The 20800-nt window shown below is 36.3% G+C and carries 22 protein-coding genes; 8 read left to right on the top strand and 14 right to left on the bottom strand.

The features are described 5' to 3' along the window. Positions 1 to 3: 3 nt before the first annotated feature. From ACQR30_RS07115 to ACQR30_RS07100, 4 genes are all read right to left on the bottom strand, one after another. Positions 4 to 1245: a sulfate adenylyltransferase subunit 1 gene (locus ACQR30_RS07115; RefSeq protein ID WP_429733303.1), complete on the bottom strand. Its 1242-nt coding sequence runs from the start codon at positions 1243 to 1245 to the stop codon at positions 4 to 6. Positions 1246 to 1316: 71 nt separating this feature from the next. Continuing rightward, the gene (cysD, locus tag ACQR30_RS07110) at positions 1317 to 2225 is read right to left on the bottom strand and encodes a sulfate adenylyltransferase subunit CysD (protein WP_429733300.1); all 909 of its coding nucleotides are present in this window, start codon (positions 2223 to 2225) and stop codon (positions 1317 to 1319) included. Positions 2226 to 2321: 96 nt separating this feature from the next. Further along, positions 2322 to 3023, bottom strand: a complete 702-nt coding sequence (locus ACQR30_RS07105; protein WP_429733297.1) for a phosphoadenylyl-sulfate reductase — start codon at positions 3021 to 3023, stop codon at positions 2322 to 2324. Positions 3024 to 3162: 139 nt separating this feature from the next. Then, positions 3163 to 4215 carry a sensor histidine kinase gene (locus tag ACQR30_RS07100; RefSeq protein ID WP_429733294.1) on the bottom strand — a complete coding sequence of 351 codons (1053 nt, stop codon included), beginning with the start codon at positions 4213 to 4215 and terminating at the stop codon, positions 3163 to 3165. A gap of 314 nt (positions 4216 to 4529) precedes the next feature. Here ACQR30_RS07100 and ACQR30_RS07095 point away from each other — a divergent pair, with 314 nt between their 5' ends. Further along, on the top strand, positions 4530 to 4724 hold the full coding sequence (locus tag ACQR30_RS07095; RefSeq protein WP_429733291.1) for a hypothetical protein: 195 nt from the start codon (positions 4530 to 4532) through the stop codon (positions 4722 to 4724). Between the two features lie 218 nt (positions 4725 to 4942). Here ACQR30_RS07095 and ACQR30_RS07090 read toward each other — a convergent pair whose 3' ends face one another. From ACQR30_RS07090 to ACQR30_RS07080, 3 genes are all read right to left on the bottom strand, one after another. Then, positions 4943 to 5683: an MBL fold metallo-hydrolase gene (locus tag ACQR30_RS07090; RefSeq protein ID WP_429733289.1), complete on the bottom strand. Its 741-nt coding sequence runs from the start codon at positions 5681 to 5683 to the stop codon at positions 4943 to 4945. Positions 5684 to 5940: 257 nt separating this feature from the next. Beyond that, on the bottom strand, positions 5941 to 6708 hold the full coding sequence (locus ACQR30_RS07085; protein WP_429733285.1) for a LytR/AlgR family response regulator transcription factor: 768 nt from the start codon (positions 6706 to 6708) through the stop codon (positions 5941 to 5943). Continuing rightward, on the bottom strand, positions 6705 to 7739 hold the full coding sequence (locus ACQR30_RS07080) for a sensor histidine kinase (protein ID WP_429733283.1): 1035 nt from the start codon (positions 7737 to 7739) through the stop codon (positions 6705 to 6707). The genes ACQR30_RS07085 and ACQR30_RS07080 overlap by 4 nt, the downstream gene beginning before the upstream one ends. 81 nt (positions 7740 to 7820) lie before the next feature. Here ACQR30_RS07080 and uvrB point away from each other — a divergent pair, with 81 nt between their 5' ends. Continuing rightward, positions 7821 to 9872 carry an excinuclease ABC subunit UvrB gene (gene uvrB, locus ACQR30_RS07075; RefSeq protein ID WP_429733280.1) on the top strand — a complete coding sequence of 684 codons (2052 nt, stop codon included), beginning with the start codon at positions 7821 to 7823 and terminating at the stop codon, positions 9870 to 9872. 107 nt (positions 9873 to 9979) lie between these two features. Here the strand turns inward: uvrB and ruvA are convergent, their stop codons facing one another. From ruvA to ACQR30_RS07050, 5 genes are all read right to left on the bottom strand, one after another. Continuing rightward, positions 9980 to 10567: a Holliday junction branch migration protein RuvA gene (gene ruvA / locus ACQR30_RS07070; protein WP_429733277.1), complete on the bottom strand. Its 588-nt coding sequence runs from the start codon at positions 10565 to 10567 to the stop codon at positions 9980 to 9982. A gap of 97 nt (positions 10568 to 10664) precedes the next feature. Further along, complete coding sequence (locus ACQR30_RS07065; protein ID WP_429733273.1) at positions 10665 to 11711, bottom strand: BamA/TamA family outer membrane protein; 1047 nt, start codon at positions 11709 to 11711, stop codon at positions 10665 to 10667. Positions 11712 to 11932: 221 nt separating this feature from the next. Continuing rightward, positions 11933 to 13537 carry a peptide MFS transporter gene (locus tag ACQR30_RS07060; RefSeq protein WP_429733270.1) on the bottom strand — a complete coding sequence of 535 codons (1605 nt, stop codon included), beginning with the start codon at positions 13535 to 13537 and terminating at the stop codon, positions 11933 to 11935. A gap of 119 nt (positions 13538 to 13656) precedes the next feature. Then, positions 13657 to 14832 carry a hypothetical protein gene (locus ACQR30_RS07055; RefSeq protein ID WP_429733267.1) on the bottom strand — a complete coding sequence of 392 codons (1176 nt, stop codon included), beginning with the start codon at positions 14830 to 14832 and terminating at the stop codon, positions 13657 to 13659. 12 nt (positions 14833 to 14844) lie between these two features. Further along, complete coding sequence (locus ACQR30_RS07050; RefSeq protein ID WP_429733264.1) at positions 14845 to 15492, bottom strand: ATP-binding cassette domain-containing protein; 648 nt, start codon at positions 15490 to 15492, stop codon at positions 14845 to 14847. 284 nt (positions 15493 to 15776) lie between these two features. On the opposite strand from ACQR30_RS07050, the gene ACQR30_RS07045 reads away from it, so the two are divergent. From ACQR30_RS07045 to ACQR30_RS07035, 3 genes are read left to right on the top strand one after another with little or no spacing between them, the layout of a single operon-like run. Further along, positions 15777 to 16082 (top strand): CD225/dispanin family protein, encoded by a 306-nt coding sequence (locus tag ACQR30_RS07045; protein WP_429733261.1) that lies wholly within the window; start codon positions 15777 to 15779, stop codon positions 16080 to 16082. Beyond that, positions 16033 to 16458, top strand: a complete 426-nt coding sequence (locus tag ACQR30_RS07040; protein WP_429733258.1) for a DUF2752 domain-containing protein — start codon at positions 16033 to 16035, stop codon at positions 16456 to 16458. Before ACQR30_RS07045 ends, ACQR30_RS07040 begins: the two co-directional genes overlap by 50 nt. Before the next feature lie 9 nt (positions 16459 to 16467). Next, positions 16468 to 17001 carry a hypothetical protein gene (locus ACQR30_RS07035; RefSeq protein WP_429733256.1) on the top strand — a complete coding sequence of 178 codons (534 nt, stop codon included), beginning with the start codon at positions 16468 to 16470 and terminating at the stop codon, positions 16999 to 17001. 110 nt (positions 17002 to 17111) lie between these two features. Here the strand turns inward: ACQR30_RS07035 and ACQR30_RS07030 are convergent, their stop codons facing one another. Together ACQR30_RS07030 and ACQR30_RS07025 are read right to left on the bottom strand one after the other, a co-directional pair. Continuing rightward, positions 17112 to 18074: an electron transfer flavoprotein subunit alpha/FixB family protein gene (locus ACQR30_RS07030; protein ID WP_429733253.1), complete on the bottom strand. Its 963-nt coding sequence runs from the start codon at positions 18072 to 18074 to the stop codon at positions 17112 to 17114. Positions 18075 to 18135: 61 nt separating this feature from the next. Further along, the gene (locus tag ACQR30_RS07025; protein ID WP_429733250.1) at positions 18136 to 18879 is read right to left on the bottom strand and encodes an electron transfer flavoprotein subunit beta/FixA family protein; all 744 of its coding nucleotides are present in this window, start codon (positions 18877 to 18879) and stop codon (positions 18136 to 18138) included. A 386-nt stretch (positions 18880 to 19265) separates the two neighbouring features. Here ACQR30_RS07025 and ACQR30_RS07020 point away from each other — a divergent pair, with 386 nt between their 5' ends. The 3 genes from ACQR30_RS07020 to ACQR30_RS07010 all read left to right on the top strand — a co-directional run. Beyond that, on the top strand, positions 19266 to 19577 hold the full coding sequence (locus ACQR30_RS07020) for a tetratricopeptide repeat protein (RefSeq protein ID WP_429733247.1): 312 nt from the start codon (positions 19266 to 19268) through the stop codon (positions 19575 to 19577). 84 nt (positions 19578 to 19661) lie between these two features. Beyond that, the gene (locus ACQR30_RS07015) at positions 19662 to 20057 is read left to right on the top strand and encodes a hypothetical protein (protein ID WP_429733245.1); all 396 of its coding nucleotides are present in this window, start codon (positions 19662 to 19664) and stop codon (positions 20055 to 20057) included. Positions 20058 to 20208: 151 nt separating this feature from the next. Then, the coding region (locus tag ACQR30_RS07010; RefSeq protein ID WP_429733242.1) for an ABC transporter ATP-binding protein at positions 20209 to 20800 on the top strand (592 nt) is incomplete at its 3' end.

Genomic DNA, 20800 nt, shown 5'->3' with positions numbered 1-20800 from the left:
ATTTTATTTTAATAGCACTGCTCCTACTGTTACCAAACTTGTCTGATCTATTAAAATAGCGCCCCCATTTTCACGTAAAAAATTATAGGAATCATAAGCCAATGGGGAAGCTGTTTTTAATCTTACTTCCACTACTTCATTTAATATTACCGCATCCACATCATATTCTTTTTCTAATTTATTTACATTTAGGCGATATTTAATTTCTTTTACGACCGTGGGAACCACGCTACTATTGTGCTGCAAAAAATATTTACGGCCAATGGTTAAAGGCTTTTCATCCATCCAACAAACAACAGCATCAATATCCTGGGAGACTTTTAATTCTTCATCTATCTTTACGATTGTATCGCCACGACTAATATCAACATCTTCCTCAAGATGTAATACCACACTTTGTGGAGCAAATGCCTCTTCTACTTCTATGTTTCCTAATTCTATTGCCTTAATAGTGGCATCCGTACCAGAAGGGTATATTTTTACTTTATCCCCTTTTTTATAAACACCGCTTTCTATCTTACCCGCATATCCACGATAATCATGCAATTCTTCCGTTTGAGGACGTATTACATATTGAACCGGAAAGCGTGCATGTGTATGATTAATATGACTTTCTACTTCAACATTTTCTAAAAACTCCAATAGAGTTGGGCCACCGTACCAATGCATCTTTTCAGACACATCCACGATATTGTCTCCATCCAAAGCACTAATGGGAATATATTGCACGTTATTCAAATTCAAAGCAGTCGAAACTTTCTCATAATCCTTCACAATTTGTTGGTAAACGGATTCTGAATAATCTACCAAATCCATTTTATTAATTGCAACCACTACATGTGGAATATTCAGCAAAGAAGCAATCAGAGAATGGCGGCGTGTTTGTTCGGCAACGCCATTGCGTGCGTCCACCAAGATAATGATAAGATCTGCATTCGACGCGCCTGTCACCATGTTTCTGGTATATTGAATATGGCCGGGTGTATCGGCAATAATGAATTTTCTTATGGGAGTAGAGAAATATTTATACGCCACATCAATAGTTATACCTTGCTCACGCTCAGCGCGTAAACCATCCGTAAGTAGTGCCAAATCAACGCTTCCGTCGTTACGCGCTTTGCTACTGCGTTCAATCGCATCGAGTTGATCAATCAATATATTTTTGCTATCAAATAGCAAACGTCCAATGAGCGTGCTTTTACCGTCATCTACACTACCTGCTGTAAGAAATCTTAGTAAGTCCATATTAAAAAAGTAAAAAATTAAAAAGTTAAACAAGCCATTTTTTGACATTGTTAAATTCACAAATTGTCAAATTAAAAGTATCCATTCTTCTTTCTATCTTCCATTGCAGCTTCCGAAAAACGATCATCAATGCGAGTTTCACCACGTTCACTCGTTTTTGTTGCAATAATTTCCCCTATAATGTCATCTATAGAATATGCTTCTGAAGCCACAGCGGCGGTACAAGTCATGTCACCGACAGTGCGATAACGAACTTTTCTTTTCACGACAGAATCGCCTTCATCAATTTGAATAAAAGGTGAGACAGCAATTAATTGATTTTGGTATTCAAGTACTTCTCGTTCGTGTGAAAAATAGACTGAAGGCAACTCAATATTTTCTCTCTTGATATAATTCCAAATGTCTAATTCCGTCCAGTTACTGATAGGGAAAACACGTACATTTTCACCCTTATGGATTTTACCATTATAGGTATCCCATATCTCAGGGCGTTGTAGCTTAGGATTCCATTGGCCAAACTCATCTCTTATAGAAAAGATCCGTTCTTTAGCGCGGGCTTTTTCCTCGTCGCGGCGCGCACCACCGATGCACGCATCAAATTCAAACTCCTCAATTGTATCCAATAAAGTAAATGTTTGCAATTGATTTCTACTCGCAAATTTGCCTTTTGGCTCGGTCAAATGTTTTGCTTTGATCGTGTCTTCGACTTTTCGCACGATTAATTTTTCACCAATTTTTTCCGCCAACTCATCTCTAAATTTCAAAGCTTCGGGAAAATTGTGCCCTGTATCAATATGCACCAAAGGGAAAGGAAACTTTCCGGGACGAAAAGCCTTCAAAGCCAAATGCACCAAGGTTATAGAATCTTTACCTCCACTGAAAAGTAATGCTGGCCTCTCAAACTGGCCGGCAACTTCACGAAAAATGTGAATCGATTCAGACTCCAATTGCTCTAAATAATCTAACTGATATGAACTCATATAAAATAAAAATTAAAAAGTTAAAAGTTGTATGCTGTAAATCTCCACCTGCTATCTATGTTATCGTATTTCTCTTATTAAATCCATCACACAATCTCAATGTACATGTAAACCGCACTCTTTTTTGCTATCATCCTCCCACCACCAACGGCCGGCACGAAAATCTTCTCCCTCTTTAATGGCGCGCGTACAAGGTGCGCAACCAATACTTACAAAGCCCTTGTCGTGTAGCGTATTATAAGGAATATGATTTTCTGCTATAAAGTTCTTTACCTGATCGGTCGTCCAGTGCAGCAATGGATGATACTTATACAATTGATGACTGTCATCCCATTCCAATTGTTGAAGATTATGTCTATCAGGTGAATGCTCAGCGCGTAAACCTGTTACCCATATTTTCTTCCCCTGCAGCGCACGGTTCAATGGTTCTACTTTACGGATGAAACAACATTGTTTGCGTAAATCAACAGATTCATAAAATGCATTTGGACCGTTTTCTTTTACATATCCTTCTAATGGTTGATTCTGCGGATAGTAAGGTTTTATTTTTGTATTGTATATTTCATTTGTCCGACTCCATACATAGTAGGTTTCACTAAATAACCTACCTGTATCCAAAGTAAAAATTTCGACAGGGATTTGATTGGACAAAATCATATGCGTAATAGCCTGGTCTTCCCAACTAAAACTGCTCGAAAAAACAATTTCGTTGGGAAACTCTCCAGCCAACAAACGAAGTGCCTCTATTTCATTTAGTCCACTAATTTTGTCGATTAATATTTCAAGCGAGTGCGCCATTTCAAAATTTTGTTCTTTAGTAAATCTTAAGCCTTTTATTAGTCCACCTAATTTGTGGACAAAAATAAATCAAAAACTAACAGCAACAAAACATTTCTTCAAAAATGTTTGCAAACGGTTGCGCTTACAAACAGTAGTATTATATATTGAGCACAATGCGAAATATAGTTCCTTTCCCTATTTCACTTGATCTTATAAATATATTTCCATGATGATATTCGTAGATTATTCGTTTGCTTAAGGCCAAACCCAGCCCCCAACCGCGTTTTTTGGTAGTAAAACCCGGATTGAAAATCTTCTTTTGATTCGCATAATTAATTCCTTTTCCTGTATCGGCAATATCAATAAAAATTTGTTGCTCTAACTGCTTGATTTTGATGTCTATATTACCATATCCATCCATCGCATCCAGCGCATTTTTCAATAAGTTTTCGATTACCCAATCAAATAATGGTGGCGAAACTGGTGCATACAAACTTTTTTCAGAAGATGTAACCGAAAATTTAATATTTCCACCAGCACGTTTGCGGATATATTCAACCATATTCCTTATTTGTGCTACAACATCTTTCTCTTCCATTTTTGGATAGCTGCCAATTTTCGCAAAACGGTCGCTAACCAATTTCAAACGCTCAATATCTTTTTCCATTTCTGGTAATACCATTTCATTACCAGGGATATTTTTCAATATTTCCAACCAACCTGAAAGACTGGAGAGTGGCGTGCCCAACTGATGTGCCGTCTCCTTTGCCATACCCACCCACAAACGATTTTGTGTGCCGCGGTTTTCCATCCTTTGAGCAACGACTATAAAACCAATAAAAAACGCAACAATCAATAGCTGAATTATTGAGAAGTAACGTAGCTCTTTTTGCAAGATCGTTTCTCCATAATAATATTTATTCTCTACTAAAGGATTGGTACTTAATTTTAAAACAATCGGTTTATGCAATTTTTTAAACTGCTTCAATTTCTTCAATAAATAATGAGGGTCGTTTTTTACGGCAATAGAATCAATGTTGAAGTAGTTATTGGTAATACTATCTCGCTCATTGGTTTCAATAATAGGAATGTCTTCGTTTTCAGAAGAGATCTTCCCAGCAAGGTTGAGGCTAGTTTCATCAGTAGCATTAGCAATCGTACGGTGAGCCTCCACCCAATTCCCCATTCTCTGCCCTTCAATAATTGACAATTTTGAAGACAAGTATCGGGTATAAAACACGCTCCCTATTACAATTGCAATTGCAATAAGCGCAAAAAAAATACGCCAGGTTAAACGCTGTTTCAACATAATATCGAAAGTACACAATTACTATCAACCTACGGTCGGTAATAAATTTGTAAGAAAATTCACACTGTGTGTTTACTGCAAAAAGAGGTTAGAAGTTTTGTTTTGCCCGTCCCTACTAGTCACTCCCAAGTAGGTTTAATATCTTGATACAAACCTTTTCAAAGAGAAGAAACACCTTCTTATTCAACTAACCCCTTATTATATACATTTTATCCATGATAAAGTCACGAGCGGGTTTTACCGATGCCTTTGTGAACCCCACTTACGGCGGAGCCAATGGGTCGGACTTCGAAGGACATAGACTTACTAATGGTAAAGCCTTAGTCCGTTTTTGTTTAGAGTCCGACTTAGTTCCTAAACCAGATAGTATTTTTAAACCTTGTTGGTCGCTTACAGCCCAGCCATACTAAAGCGACGGATGGGTTGTACGCTCCTTTTTATAAATCTTAATTGCTGCTTGTGTTTAGCTATTTGTTCCAAGGGAAGTTTTCCCAATCCCGTAAACATTTTTCCAAAATATATAAACGCGGAAACAATAGCAAATTTAATTTTGCTGTACTGACAAAATCATATCACAATTTGAATAGTGGTGGCGCTTTAGTCTTATCGCGCCACTAAAAAAAATCTCCTACTCAAATTTAAAAGTCGGCGTCTTTACATCGTGGTAAAAAAGGAATGTCCATTTCTCCAGCGCCCCTTCTCTCCACCACTGCTGCCGGAGCTCCATACATTTACGGCCATCATAATCATATTTGGCAATAAAACGTTTTTTCATTTGCCCCAATTGCGGCGCATCGTCAGCTCCATAAAAAATCACTTCTCCTTCTTCCTTTATCCAAAATACCTGATGGAACGGGCTGTGTGCACCGGTTATTTCATAGGTAATGTAATTGTCAATGTTGCCATTACCTCGTAAAAATTCTACTTGTGAATGATTTTCCAAAATTGCCACCTCATCTTTTAAATAGGATGGACTGCTGCCATCCAATGCATACCGCAATTCAGACTCCTGAACATAATAAACAGCATTTGGAAATGTAAGCTGTCTCTCGTTATTTTCATTAATAAAACTAATAGCCCCGGAATGATCTTTGTGCAAATGAGACAACAAGACTTTAGTTATGTCTCCTGCACCAATCTGATGTTGCTGTAAGATTTGTTTAATTTGCGACTCCCCTTCTTTTTGAAAACCCAGACCTGTATCTAACAACAAAATATCTTTGGAAGTGATAATCAAAAAAGGTTGAATCTCCACCAATAGGCTACCTATACTTCTACTTTGTAAATCGTCTTGCTCAGAATTGAAAGGAACAAATCTTTTTGTCGCATCTATCGTAAAAGCACCTTCGGAAAGTGGGATTATTTTCATGAATAAGATTGATTATTTACACAAAAATAATCATTCAAAAAGAATAATAACAAAATGCCGCCAATAGAGACAAAGACTGATTGCCCCTAACGTTCGTTTAGGCCGCGTCCACAGGAAAGATCTACAACAGTGTTTTTTTGAGGAAAGTTGTTTCAGGACCTGCACTTTTAATAGAAATCAAAGATAACCGGAACAAATTCTATCCAGAAAGAAAAACGGTGAGGCTGACAAAACATAAAAAAGCATTATGTTACCATTTAAACAGGCCCTTCAACCCAATTTAAAAACTCCTTGGCTTTAGCTTTACTTACAATGGCCGTTTTAATTTCGGGGTCGCAAAGGCTTACAAGAAGTTTGCGGGTACGTAATGCTTCTATTTTAACAATAGATTTTCTGTGAATTATAAACTGCCGATTGGCTCTATAAAACGCCTGCGGAGGTAGCACTATCATCAGATTATCAAGCGATTCTTGTAACTCAAATTGTTTCCCCTTAACAATAGCCAAAACTCTCTCATTATCTGTGTAAATAAAAGAAATTTCTGAGGTATTAATGGGTGTGATGATCCCCCTAAAATAAGTAAGCAAGGAACTTTTATATCCCGAAGGGAACTGTCCCCTTAAATTATGTAACCGTTTTTGATAATCATCCGATTCTTCCAGACTAATTTTCTTTAGCTGTTTTAGCTTATCAAAACTTCTTTGCAATTTATCTTTTTCGATAGGTTTTAATAAATAATCGAAGCCATTATTCTCAAAAGCCTGGAGCGCAAACTCATTATAAGCGGTGCAAAAAATAACGGGCGCAGTAACTGAAACTTCATTGAAAATATCAAAGCTAATTCCATCTGCCAGGGAGATGTCCGAAAATATTAAATCGGGCTCAGTATTTGTTTCGAACCAATTAACCGATTCATCTATTGACTGTAACAAAGCGCAAACTTCTATATCACTGCGAATTTCATGCAAGAGGGACTCTAATTCACGTGCCGCTTTTATTTCATCTTCGATAATTAATATTTTCATTTAATCAACGGAATTTTGACAGTAAAAGTTGAATTTTCTTCTATAATGTAAATATCTAAACCACTTATAATTTTGTATCGGGTTTTAAGGTTTTGCAAGCCAATCCCGGTATGATCATTTCCTGGAAAAGGTAGACTCCTTTTTCGTTGAATATTATTTTTTACAACGAGTAAATCATTTTCATCAAACACTTCTATATACAATGGGCGTCCCAAAGATATAATATTATGTTTTACGGCATTCTCAATTAGCAGCTGAATAGACAGAGGGGGTATTTTATATTCATGGCAATTTTCGGAAACATTCATATTTACATGAAGTCCCGCTTCAAAGCGTTCTTTAAGAATATGAATATACGAGAGAATAAAATCTAATTCCGGTTTTAAAGCAACCAAATACTCGCCATTATTATACTCGAGTAAATACCTATATACATTAGATAATTCAATTGCAAAATTCTTAGCCCATCTATCTTGTGTGCCGGATTTTAAAACATTCAACGAATTAAAAAGAAAATGCGGGTTTAGTTGTTCCTGCAGGAAAACTAATTCAGTAAGAAGGCTTTGTTGTTTCAACTGTTCGATTTCTAGCCTCTCCTTTTGAACTTTATCATTCTGTATAAAATAATGTGCTAAAGGATACATCAGCAACCATAACGTTATACCTCTATATATAAGCCTAAATCCTTGCCAATAATTGGGAAGCTTCCCAATCGTATCTAAAGAATAGCCTTGAAATTGTGTCAAAAGATAAAAAGAAATCGAAAGAAAGCAAGCCGTCGATAAACTCACTACTACCTTCAACCATTTGTAGCGCAGGTAGGCATTTTGTAGAATATATTCAAAAACAAGCCAGATAAAAAAGCAAAGTATAAAAAATAATATTTGTGAACCGATGAAAAGTGTCATATTACTGATATCTGGCTCCCGGGCAATACGTAAACCCATCACCGATTGAGATAAAATAAATGCGGTAATAGCTCCTTGCTTTATATAATAATTATTCTTCAGAAACAGATAGTTGTTTATCAAAAATAGTCGAATATATCCAAATCGTAAACTTTCTGTTTAATACTCAATAAATTTTCCGATTCCTCTTTGTAACTTTGTATTATGCCTTTCGAATTACAATCAGAATACAAACCATCGGGTGATCAACCCAACGCTATAAAACAGTTGACTGAAGCCATTCAAAATGGCGAACAGTTTCAAACTTTATTGGGCGTGACAGGATCGGGTAAAACTTTTACAATAGCTAACGTTATTCAAAATATACAAAGGCCAACGTTGGTTTTAACACACAATAAAACGCTGGTGGCTCAATTGTACGGAGAGTTTAAGCAGTTTTTCCCTAACAATGCTGTAGGCTATTTTGTAAGTTATTACGACTATTATCAGCCAGAAGCTTTTATGCCCGTGAGCAATACCTATATTGAAAAAGATTTAAGTATTAATGAAGAATTAGACAAACTACGCTTGCAAGCTACAGCACAACTCCTTAGCGGAAGACGTGACATCATCATTGTTGCGAGCGTTAGTTGCATTTACGGTATGGGCAATCCTTCTGAATTTGAAAAAGGTATCGTTCGTATCCACAAGGGCCAAACCGTCTCCCGACAAGGTTTTCTACACTCCCTTGTTAATTCCTTATATAGCCGCACTCAAGTAGACTTTGCGCGAGGCACGTTTCGTGTAAAAGGAGATACTGTAGATATTAATTTGCCCTATGTCGATTATGGTTATCGTATTACTTTTTTCGATGACTATATCGAAGAAATTGAAAGCATTGACGTAATTACCAATATGCGCATTGGCAAGATGGATAATGCTGCTATCTTCCCGGCCAATCTCTACCTCGCGCCTAAAGACATGATGCAAGAAATTACTTATGAGATTCAGGATGAAATGCGGGCACAAACAGATTATTTTACAAGTATTAACAAAAAAGTTGAAGCTCAACGCATCAAAGATCGCGTCGAATATGATTTAGAAATGATGCAAGAACTCGGTTATTGCAATGGCATTGAAAACTATTCCCGATTCTTTGACCGTCGTAACCCAGGCTCAAGACCTTTCTGCTTATTAGATTATTTCCCAAAGGATTTTCTTTGCATAATAGATGAAAGTCATCAAACTATTCCGCAAGTTTCAGGAATGTATGGTGGAGACAGAAGTAGAAAATTAACGTTGGTCGAGTATGGATTCCGTTTACCCAGTGCTATCGACAATCGGCCATTAAGTTTTAACGAATTTGAACATATGATTGGCCAAACAATTTTTGTTTCGGCCACACCCGGGAATTATGAATTAGAAAAAACAGAAGGCATTGTCGTAGAGCAGATCGTCCGTCCAACCGGACTTTTGGACCCACCGATTGAAGTGCGACCAAGCATTAACCAGATCGATGATTTGTTGGACGAAATAGACCAACAAGTAAAAAAAGGTGGCCGTGTTTTGGTTACAACGTTAACCAAAAGGATGGCGGAAGAAATGGATAAATATTTATTCAAACTCCAAATCAATTCCAAATATATTCACAGTGATGTAGATACTTTGGAACGAGTAGAAATATTGCGACAATTACGTTTGGGTGAGATTGACGTATTAGTGGGAGTAAATCTTTTACGTGAAGGATTGGATTTACCTGAAGTAACTTTAGTTGCTATTTTGGATGCCGACAAAGAGGGTTTTTTAAGAAATGAAAAATCGCTTACACAAACGGCAGGCCGCGCAGCGCGTAACGTTATGGGGCGTGTAATTTTTTATGCAGATAAAATTACCATGAGTATGCAACGCACCATCGATGAAACCAATCGTCGAAGAGAAATTCAAATATCCTACAATACCCAACACCACATCATCCCAAAAACTATCACCAAAAGCAAGGAGCAAGTATTCGCGCAAACCTCTGTCTTAGATATTAAAGGTTTTGATGAACATAAATCTTATGCTATTGATTATGATAAAGATATTCTCGAACGAAAAGTTGTTGACGGTGATTCCATCTATTCATCAAAAAAGACCATTCCTCAATTAGAAAAAGCAATTGTTGCTACTAAAAAGCAAATGGAAAGGGCCGCCAAAGATTTAGATTTTATTGAAGCTGCAAAGTTAAGAGATGAAATGTTGGCTTTGCAAAAAGAACTGTCCATCATTAAAAAATAATTTATTCTTTAAGATTTTTCATTACGTTGTAATAATGGAGGCCGAAAAGCTGCCATTTATTCCTTGTCTTTATCGGAGTATGTTAGCAAACTCCATCCCCTTTTCAGCTATAAATTTTTTAGAGATAACTTTATCAGCGTTTCAAGAGAGACGCTTTGATCGGTTTCTTTCATAGCCTTTTTTACAGTTGTCTCAGCTAGAGATTTCCCAATACCCAATGCCATCAATGCGTCCAGAGCATCCGAAACGACTGAAGGTACTGACTGCAATCCCTCTACAACATTTATATCATGAATTTTTGCCAACTTATCTTTCAACTCTACAATAAGCCGCTCAGCCGATTTTCGGCCAATGCCTTTTATTTTCTCCAACTGAGCCGTATTAGACTGCACGATAGCTTTTACAATTTCCTCTGGCTTCATGCCCGAAAGCATCATTCTAGCAGTAGAAGCGCCCACCCCAGACACGCTAATCAGTTGCAGAAATAACAGTTTTTCGCTGATAGTAGCAAAACCAAAAAGTGTATGAGCATTTTCGGTGATTTGCAGATGAGTATATAGTAATCCATTGTCTAGCTGATTAATTGCAGAAAATGTATTTAAGCTTATCTGAACATCATATCCAACACCTTGTACCTCTACTATTAAATTAGCAGGCGTTTTATTTACAAAATTGCCTTTTAGAAATGCTATCATATGCTTTTTATTATGCACGAAGATAATAAAGTTGCCGAAAGTTATTCTTTAGGAAATGACAGCTAAGGAAAAATCATTTCAATTTTGAAAACATATTTTAGAATGCTTCATCCATAGAAAAATAAACCCCACTCTGCCTTTTTTCATTATACACCTTTTGGCCAAAACCATAGTCAAGACGTAAAGTTAATCCTTTATTCAAATCAAAGAAATAACGCAAACCAGCTCCATAACTAGGTTTCAACATATCCAGTGATAATTTCTCCTCTCCATAAACGGCCCCTAGTCCACCAAAAGCGACTATGCCAAAACGAGGAATAAAATGATAACGAATTTCAGACTGTCCGGCTATCAAACTCCGATCTCTATACCTGCCCTGATAATAGCCACGCATCATATCTTCACCACCCAATTTAGGCAAGAGATAAAAAGGAACATTCACCGCATCTATATGACGGTAAATCCCATTAATTGCTAAAGTAATTTTTGAAGTTATTGGCATAAAGTACCGGCCATCAAAATCAATATCAGTTCCCGTAAAATTTGTTCCTCCAAATAAATTGGGCGTATAATCAAAACTCAGTTTCCCATATAAACCCTTAGTCGTATAAGAAATGTTATCGCGTGAGTCATATATCTGTTCTATCCCAATATACGCTCGCTTCCCCCCATTTTTTCCATAATAATTTCCTGTGAGAAATATCCCCCCGGATGTTACTTCTTCATTGGTATATTTCTCAATCCCAGCCGCCAAACCAACGTAATAATTTTTAGCAATTCTCTTATCTACAGCCCCATCTAAGACCCATTTTTTTTCATTAATTAAATCTTTGTCCCCAGTTTGTGTATTATTTCCAATTCCATAGAAATAATAGGGAAAATCCTGATAGCGAAATTCAGTTGTATAATGATATTTATTTTCTTTACTCCAAATGTCTGAAGTCAATTTTAGCTTCGTTTGATTTTTAGTAGTATGCGTGCCCAAAAAATTGAGTGTAGAAGGTCGCTCAATTTGGTCCGTTTTACTTACATAAAACGAGTAAATCGCCGCCACACCATATTCTAAACTTGTCTCCGGAGAATAAGCCCCTACTGGAAAAGGAAAAAAGGTATTTTTCCGTACCGAATCTCTTTTACTGGACAAAAATTTGTCTATAAATTTATGATAGAGATTTTTTTGTGAATAAGATGCATTTGCGGAAATTAAAAAGATAGCACATATAAATACTCGAAAAGATATTATTTTAGGTTTCATTCAACAAGATATAAAATTAATTTTCTGCAAAACTAATTAATAAAATGCAAGCTTTTAAAACAAAAGCGCATTCATCATAAAGATGAATGCGCTTTAAGAAATTAGTCAATTTATCTTACACCGCGCATCAACTTTTTAATTAATGGAGCACAAACGATCAATAAAATCCCCGCACCTAACGAAATAATTGCCATTTGCTTATAACCTTCGGTATAGCTCATTAGCCTATCCATATTTTGATGAATAATTTCACCCGCTGTTGCGATATGCGCCGGCGTTGTTTTCGCCCCAGACGACATCGCAGCACCTAATAAGCCTGCGCCGTATTGTCCATAAGCACTTGCCAAAAACCAAAACCCAATCATTACACCATGTAATTTTTTAGGAGATAATTTGGTGACAATTGACATGCCTATTGGTGACAAGCAAATTTCAGAAACAGAAATAACAAAATATGCCAAAGTAAAAATACCTAATGAAGAATTTAACCCTGCTGCATCTGCTGTAAATCGTAAAGAGAAAAAGATATAATAAGAAATTGCCATCAAAATAAAGCTAAGTCCAAACTTGATGATAGTGTTGGGTTCCGCTTTTTTCCTCGCCATCCACATCCACATAAGACCCATTATTACACCAAGTATTACATCAAAAAATGAGTTAGCAACATTGTTTACAATATTGGGATCGATATGAATAACATTAAACATTGTGTGCGATACGTTTTTATCGGCAAAAATGGCTAACGAACCGCCAGCTTGCTCAAAAAATGTTTCAAAGACAAAATAGAAAAAGATAAAAATAAAAGCAGCAAATAATTTCGATTTCGCGCCTTCTTCTTTCTGCCTAGAGACCTCAAACAAAAAGTAGGCAATAGCTGCAATACCAATTACATACATAAAAATAGTCGTAAAATTAGCATTCTTAATCAAAATCAAAATAATAGGAATGCTTAACACAGCCCCGACATACACTGCATACTCTTTCCACCAGGGATTCTTTTTTACAGCTATCGTATCTGCTTCTACTTTCTGTAATGTATTTTCAATATCAACGATGTGAAGTGTTTCTTCTTCATCGGGTTTATTGCCGATTGGTTTAATATATTTTTTAGTCAATAAAAATGTAACCAGCCCAATAATCATTACTGTACCTGAAGCTATAAAAGCATAGGCCCAACCATACTGGGGAGACTTCCCTAAATACACACAAAGGAATCCGCCTAAAAGGGCTCCCAAGTTAATGCCGGAATAAAATAGACTAAAGCCAGCATCTCGTCTTTCATCGCCATCTTTATATAATTGACCTACCATAGAGGTAATATTGGGCTTAAAAAAACCTGTGCCAATTACACTACATGTTATACCAATATAAAACAAACTATGCGGGTTTGCAGCAATAATAAAGTTACCCGTGATCATCACTAATGCTCCAAAAACTAGTGATCGCTTAAATCCCAAAATTTTGTCAGCAAATATCCCCCCCAAAAATGTAAATGCATAAACAAAAGCCTGAATAGTGCCATATTTTAAATTCGCGTTTTTCTCAGAAAGCCCTAGGCCACCGGTAACTTGGTCGACCATAAAAATAGTAAGTACACCACGCATACCATAAAAACAGAAACGCTCCCACATTTCCACCATAAACATGTACCAAATCTGTTTAGGATATTTCCCCTTAAAATTTTGTATTTCTTTTAGAGTTAGTGCTTGAGGCATTGTAAAAAATTTATTAGTTATTGTACATAAAACATACATGTATCATCTTCCTTATCGGAAAACAATGCATCAAATATATTATTTAAATTTTTAGTACCTGTTTTATTTTGATAAAAATCCTATGCCTTTATCTGACGCCCAAGAGTACGACGATGCACTAACCACAAAACTAACAATATCAAAATAGCAGATGCAACTGTGATAGGCGATAAGAAAATACTGACAGTCATGTTTTGAGAAAGCAAAAAATTGTACAACAAAAATTGTAAAATACTCATCACAATTAATACAACAACCATTATCACGATATTGGCTGGAAAAAATTGCTTCATTAAAAAACGTTTCAATTGCTTGGGCGAAGAGCCAAGTGTGATCAATAATTTTATTTCTTCTTTGCAGCTGGCAATCGTCAATTCAATAAACAAACTAAAAACAAGTAAGGCAAACATAAACATCGCAGCGCCGGTAAACCAAGAAATATTCACCACGTAAGAAACAATTTTTCGATATTTACTGAAGCGCGTTTTATCACTATCGGTCACCAGATTATGCTGTTTCAAATAATCCGTCAGTTGTGGATTACTTGGGTCTTTTGTACGGATAACTACACGTGACGCACCTTTCGGCGCTTCGGTGGCAAAATGTTCATTTGCCCAATCCATAAATGTTTGCGGTACCAAGATAGAAGAAATGCGGTCGCTAAATCCCACCACCTTTCCAAAATATGTTTTGCTGCCGGTAGCGGTTTGTATATTCAGTTGAATGGGGATATGTTTAATTAAATCTTGAGATAGTTGGGGTAAATTTTGAGAGCTGGCAAATCCGAAATTATACAAATCTAAAAACATATTGGGGATAACGATAGGAATGAACTGCGATTGATCATTCCATTGCCAATCTTTACTTTCAACATCCAAGAAGCTATTAGGGACGCTCTCAAAAAACATATCGGTATAAAAAGGTAAACTGCTGCCACCGCTGGCCGAAACCTTAAAACGGCTGGGCGTTACTATACCTACCGCATCGATAAAACTTTGCTTTTTCAGATCATCAATTTCCTCATCTGAGAGTTGTGTTTTGCCAGTGTTGTTATCTGATACGATTTTATTCACCACCAAAAAATTGGCAATACTATCTTGTGCATTGTTGCCGTGCAACAGCGTGTTGTAGTTAGATTGTAATTGAATAGCAGCTAAAATTAGCAATAAAGCAATACATAAACCTGCCATCGCCAATACATAGCGCATGCGACCTGCACCAGATTTAATGATTTTCTTTAATAAATTATTGAGCATAAAATGTAGTGGCTATAAGCTTCTTAAAGTTGTATAATTAAAATATTGATCATCATCCAAATCTGTCAGAATGAACCCGGCGCCACGTTTGGCGCATTCTTCATCAATTAATGTGGCTGCCTTTTGTGAATTATTTATATCTAAATGACTAAATGGCTCGTCCATTACCAACAGATCAAAAGGCTGCACCAAAGCACGAATAATGGCGATACGTTGCTGTTCACCATAACTACATATTCCGGCCCGTTGCTCCAGAATATGTGTAATACCAAGTTTTTCACTCATTTCATCAATTACACTACTTGCATAAAAGGGTTTTTGCAATACACGGTTCAACTCAATATTTTCTCTTGCTGTAAGTTGTGCAAATAGTCTAAGATCTTGAAATATTACACTTATATTATTTTGCCGACGTAAAGCTAGTTCGTCGCCATTAATTTCTTGTACGTCTTTATTATCCCAAAGGATTGTTCCGTCATAATCAGAGCGCATTTTATAAAGATAATGAACCAAGGTTGTCTTGCCCGTTCCGCTCGGTGCTTTTATTTTGACACGACATCCTTTCTCAAACTCAATTTGACTATGCCATACATCCGACGGACGTTTGCTCAAATTTTCTTTCAGCGGAATAGGAATAATGTTATTCAATGTAATTTGCATAGAAACAAAGATAAGGAAGTTGAGAGCAGTTTCCTTTTATTATCAATCGATTTCTTATTCTCTTTTACGCCAACCAGCACCGATAATTAGCAAGTTATTTTTGTATCGCTAAAAAAAGAAACTCCATTCAAAAAAGAAATTTCTTCGAGAAAAAGATTAAGTTTGAATAGGCGTTTTGTATCTGAGGCAACAAAAGAAATTTGTTGTCGAAGTAAAAATGATTGCGGAGAAAAACCAAAATATTGCAGCGTCGACCTATCATTATAAATTAAAAATTCGAAAAGATGGAAACAAGTATTGTGCCACCAACTGACAATCAAAGACCACCAAAATCCTGGCTTTTAGAATCCATTCTCGTGACACTTTTTTGCTGTCTTCCTTTTGGCATCGTCGGAATTGTAAATGCTTCAAAAGTTGAGTCACATTTTTATGCAGGAGATATTGAGGCGGCAAACCGAGCTTCTGCAGAGGCTGGGAAATGGACGAAAATTGGTTTCTGGATTGGCATTTCTGTCGGCATTCTATATGGTATTTTAATGGTTGCCGGTATCGGATTTAGTCTTTTTAATTTTGGAAGCCATCATTATTAAGCGCACACTTCGTTGGGTTTTAATATTTATTTCGGTAGGGTTTCTCATTTTTCTATACAAAAAATACAACCCTATTGGCAATAATTATTTCCCGAAGTGTCCGTTTAAAGAATTAACAGGCTATCAATGCCCTGGATGTGGCTCACAAAGAGCTATTCACTACTTACTAAACTTCCAACTTATTGCAGCATTTAAAGAAAACATGCTGTTAGTTTTATCTATTCCTTATTTATTATTAGGCTTTATTTTTAATCAAATAAAAAATCCATCAGAAAAAATTTTAAAATACCGGAAGAGACTTTTCGGGCCAAAAGCCATTTATATTATTTTGGTAATTGTAACTGCTTTCTGGATATTACGAAATATTAGTTTTTAAACAAGAAGTATGAATAAACTAAAACACGCCCTTACATGTTTACTTTCATTTTATACGATTTCGGTTATTGCACAACAAAGTGATTCAACAAAGCCTCAAATTGGTAAAAGTCCCTTGATATTTGTGGATAGCGTTCAATTTAACAGAACAAATTTGACAAAAATTAAGCCTGGGGAAATTGCCGATATAACAGTTTTAAGTAAAAAGAATGCAGTAGATCGGTTCGGTGAGAAAGCCAAAGACGGTGTTATTTATATCGAAACTAAGACCATGGCCAAGAGTATTTATTGGCGTTTTTTAAAATCAAAGTCTGAAGATTTTACAAAAGACTTTCCTACGCCTGAAAGCGATAGTCTTGCCCAATATATTGTTGATGATAAAGTTTTAAATCTAACTAAAGATAATCACGAGGGGACACTTACACGAATAATCCGTAGTAATAGATTTAAAGCCATTAAAATTATAACCAAGACCCAACTTGTTCGTGATTATAATGTAAATGGCAAACAATATGGTGTACTCATCACTACTACAAGACCCTAAAATAAGGCCCTAGAAGAGCAATAGATTAATAGGGTATTTTACTTAAAAATCTAGGGATAAAAAAAGAAGCCATTTACAGCTTCCTTTTCTAGAACATTATTTAAAAAAGTCTATGCTTTCATTTTTTTCACCGCCTCAATCATTTTTGGAACAATTTCAAAAGCGTCACCTACAATACCGTAGTCCGCTGCTTTAAAGAACGGTGCATCTGCATCTTTGTTAATTACGACAATCGTTTTGCTACGATTTACTCCACCCAAATGTTGAATAGCACCGGAAATACCGATCGCAATATATAAGTTAGGTGCAACTTGCACACCAGTTTGTCCCACGTGCTCGTGGTGCGGGCGCCAACCATCGTCAGCGACAGGTCGACTACAAGCGATAGCGCCATGTAATTCATGTGCTAAATCAGAAATCAGGTGCCAGTTTTCCGGACCTTTCAGTCCACGTCCACCACTTACAACAATTTCCGCTTCGGCTAATGGAACCTCTCCTTTTATTAGTTCAGTAGAGATAACTTTCACTTTATTAGTTACAGGAGCAAAATCCAAAGTATCTACTTCGGCAGTTGCACTACCTAATTCATGGATACCAAAACTATTAGCGTTAAGCGAAATAATTTTGATTGAAGAGTTTATTTTTACCCTGGCAAATGCCTTACCCGAAAACACTGTTTTCTTCACGACAAAACCATTTTCCGTTTCGGGTAAATCAACCGCACCGGCTACCAATCCGGCTTTTAACGCTGCCGCTAATCTGGGCGCAACCGCTACACCCGTTGCATTAAAAGAAAAAACGACAACATCTGCGCCAGTCGATGAAACAGCCGCTGTTAACGTTTTTGCAACCGTTTGTGCATCGGCGTTATTAAAACGCTCATCCGTAGCATGATGAATTTTGGTAATACCATATTTACCTAAGGCAGCAAGGTCCTCATTTACTGTACCAAGCAATATTGCTTCTGCATTTGTGCTTAATTTCTTAGCTAATGCTGCTCCATAAGACAATGCTTCCAAAGTGCCTCTTTTTATTTGTCCTTCTGCGTGATCTATATATATTAAAATTGACATTTTAATTTGAAAATTTGAAAATTTGAAAATTTGATGATGCTTTTATACAATTATTAATTGATTAAATCACTTTTGCTTCTTCGTGCAACAACCTTATTAATTCTTCTACATTGTCGGCATCGATCAACTTTACTCCGGTTTTTACAGCAGGTAATTCAAAACCAACAACCTCTGTCAAAGATCCTACAGATGTAGGTTCAACTACTTTCAAAGGTTTACTTCTCGCGCCCATTATACCACGAATGTTGGGAATGCGTTGCATCGCCATTCCTTTCGCACAACTTACGACCAAAGGTAGTAGCGCTTCATCTGTTTCTTCGCCACCTTCGATTTCACGAATGATAGTTGCAGTATTGCCATTTATATCGAACTTAGTTGCAGTAGCAACATAAGGCAAATCTAATAATTCAGCTAACATTCCTCCGACTGCCGAAGCATTGTAGTCGATGGCTTCTTTGCCTGTAAAAATCAAATCATAATTACCTTCTTTTGCAACAGCTGCAATATGTGAAGCAACGCTAAAACTGTCAACAGGTATAGTGTTCACTCGAATAGCTTCGTCACCACCGAATGCTAATGCTTTGCGCAAAATAGCATCAGAAGATGCATCTCCAACGGTAACTAAATGTATAATTGTATCCGGTGCAGCTTCTTTCAATTCTACTGCACGTACCAATGCGTACCACTCATCGTAAGGATTGATAATCCACTGTACACCATCTTCATTAAATTTGGTGTTACCATCCTTAAAGGTAATTTTTGATGTGGTATCCGGCACTTTGCTAATGGCCACTAAAATTTTCATTTGTAAGGGATTCTATTTATTAAAAAAATATTCTATTCAAAGAGCTCAAATATACTAAAATTGATTTTAATGCTTGTTAGTCACAATGGATTTTGCAAATAAATATTGATAATATACAATTTCTATTGAAGTTATTTTATGGTAGGAGAATCATTCACAAAGCAACAGGAACTGAGACTGGTTTACCAATAGTGTACGCTACGTAAAGTCGTTGTTGCTGATTAATATAGTGCATCGGGAATTAATATAGGAATCCGGAACTAAATAAAGGGAAGGGGAAGAAACCACTATACAGATGTATACTATGTAATTCAACAAAAAGGTAGATAACAATGTGACGCACCCAAAAAGAAAAAAGAATTACTTGAATATATTATTTTTGTGTGATGGAAAGAATAGACAAACTATTAGCATATTTGCAAGATGCACCTAATGATAACTTTCTACGGCATGCTTTGGCAATGGAATACCTGAAGAGCGGCAAAGAAAAAGAAGCGCAACAATTACTGGAAGCCATTCTTAATGAAAGCCCGGAATATGTAGGCTCTTATTACCAGTTGGCAAAAATATTAGAAAGAAATGCTGAAACCGAGAAAGCTATATTTTGGTATGAACGCGGCATGGAATACGCCAAGAAAGCCAATGAGCGCCATACTTACAACGAATTGCAATCAGCGTTAGAAGAATTACTATATTAGATTTTACCACGACTGATCAAAAATTTTAGATTTGGTTTTCATAACAAAATAGTCGTAAATTTATTCTAACAAAAATCAAAAGCTATGATTAATATTCATGAACTTAAATTAAACAATTTCGTTATCGCCGAATTTGAGGATCAAGAAAGAAGAGGCTTTGTGTCAGATATTACGTTAGAAGATAAAATGATACGCGTAACTACTGACGAGAATAAACAAGATGTTTGGTACGATCCGGAAAATGTCTATCCTATAAAACTTTCAGATGCTGAAATGGGCAAATTTGACTTTGAAAAAGAAATACTTTCAGATGGTGCAGTGAAATATAAAAAAGGTGCTTTTCGCTTGGTAATCCCTAAAGCCGATGATTTTTCTTATGTTGAAATGTGGTATCGCGAAGACATTCGTAAAAACCCAAACGTGCATTTTGTACATCAGCTACAAAATCATTATCATGATATGACCAAAATATTTCTATAGTAAGATAGATATTTCTAGTCCTTTAGCCGCAGCATTTTTAATGTTTTGCGGCTTTTTTTTGCCATACCCATCCTATTGAATTAGACCGTTCATCAAAAATATTTCGAAATTAAAAAAAACTATCTGATATTTAATTGGTAAAAAATGACGAATGAATATATTATCGCTCAACAATATTTCTAAAAGATATGGTGCCATTATAGCACTTAATAAGGTTTCTTTTGACGTACCGGAAGGCAGCATTTTTGGTATTCTCGGCCCCAACGGAAGCGGGAAAACTACCTTATTAAGTATAGTAACGGATGTGCTAAAGGCCGATGAAGGGAATTTTTCCTTATTTGGAGAGCAAGGCTCTTTCGAACAAAGAAAGGCAATTGGCACTTTATTGGAAACACCTAATTTTTATCATTATCTATCGGCAAAAAAGAATTTAGAAATTACTGCACAAATCAAAGGAAGGGGTCTCAGTCAAATAGACGAAGTACTGAAACGAGTGGACTTATATGAAAGACGTAACAGCAAGTTCAATACTTTTTCCTTAGGAATGAAACAAAGATTGTCCATCGCTGCGGCATTGCTCGGGAATCCTAAATTATTGATTCTGGATGAACCAACCAATGGCCTTGATCCCAATGGAATTGCAGATATCCGCAATTTGATTAAAAGTCTCGCTGCGGAAGGAAAAACCATTATAATGGCTAGCCATCTACTGGACGAGGTAGAAAAAGTATGTACACATGTTG

Source organism: Arachidicoccus sp., from assembly GCF_050436765.1.
GTDB lineage: Bacteria > Bacteroidota > Bacteroidia > Chitinophagales > Chitinophagaceae > Arachidicoccus.
The sequence above is the reverse complement of the archived record's forward strand: the minus strand, read 5'-3'. Positions and strand labels throughout refer to the sequence as shown.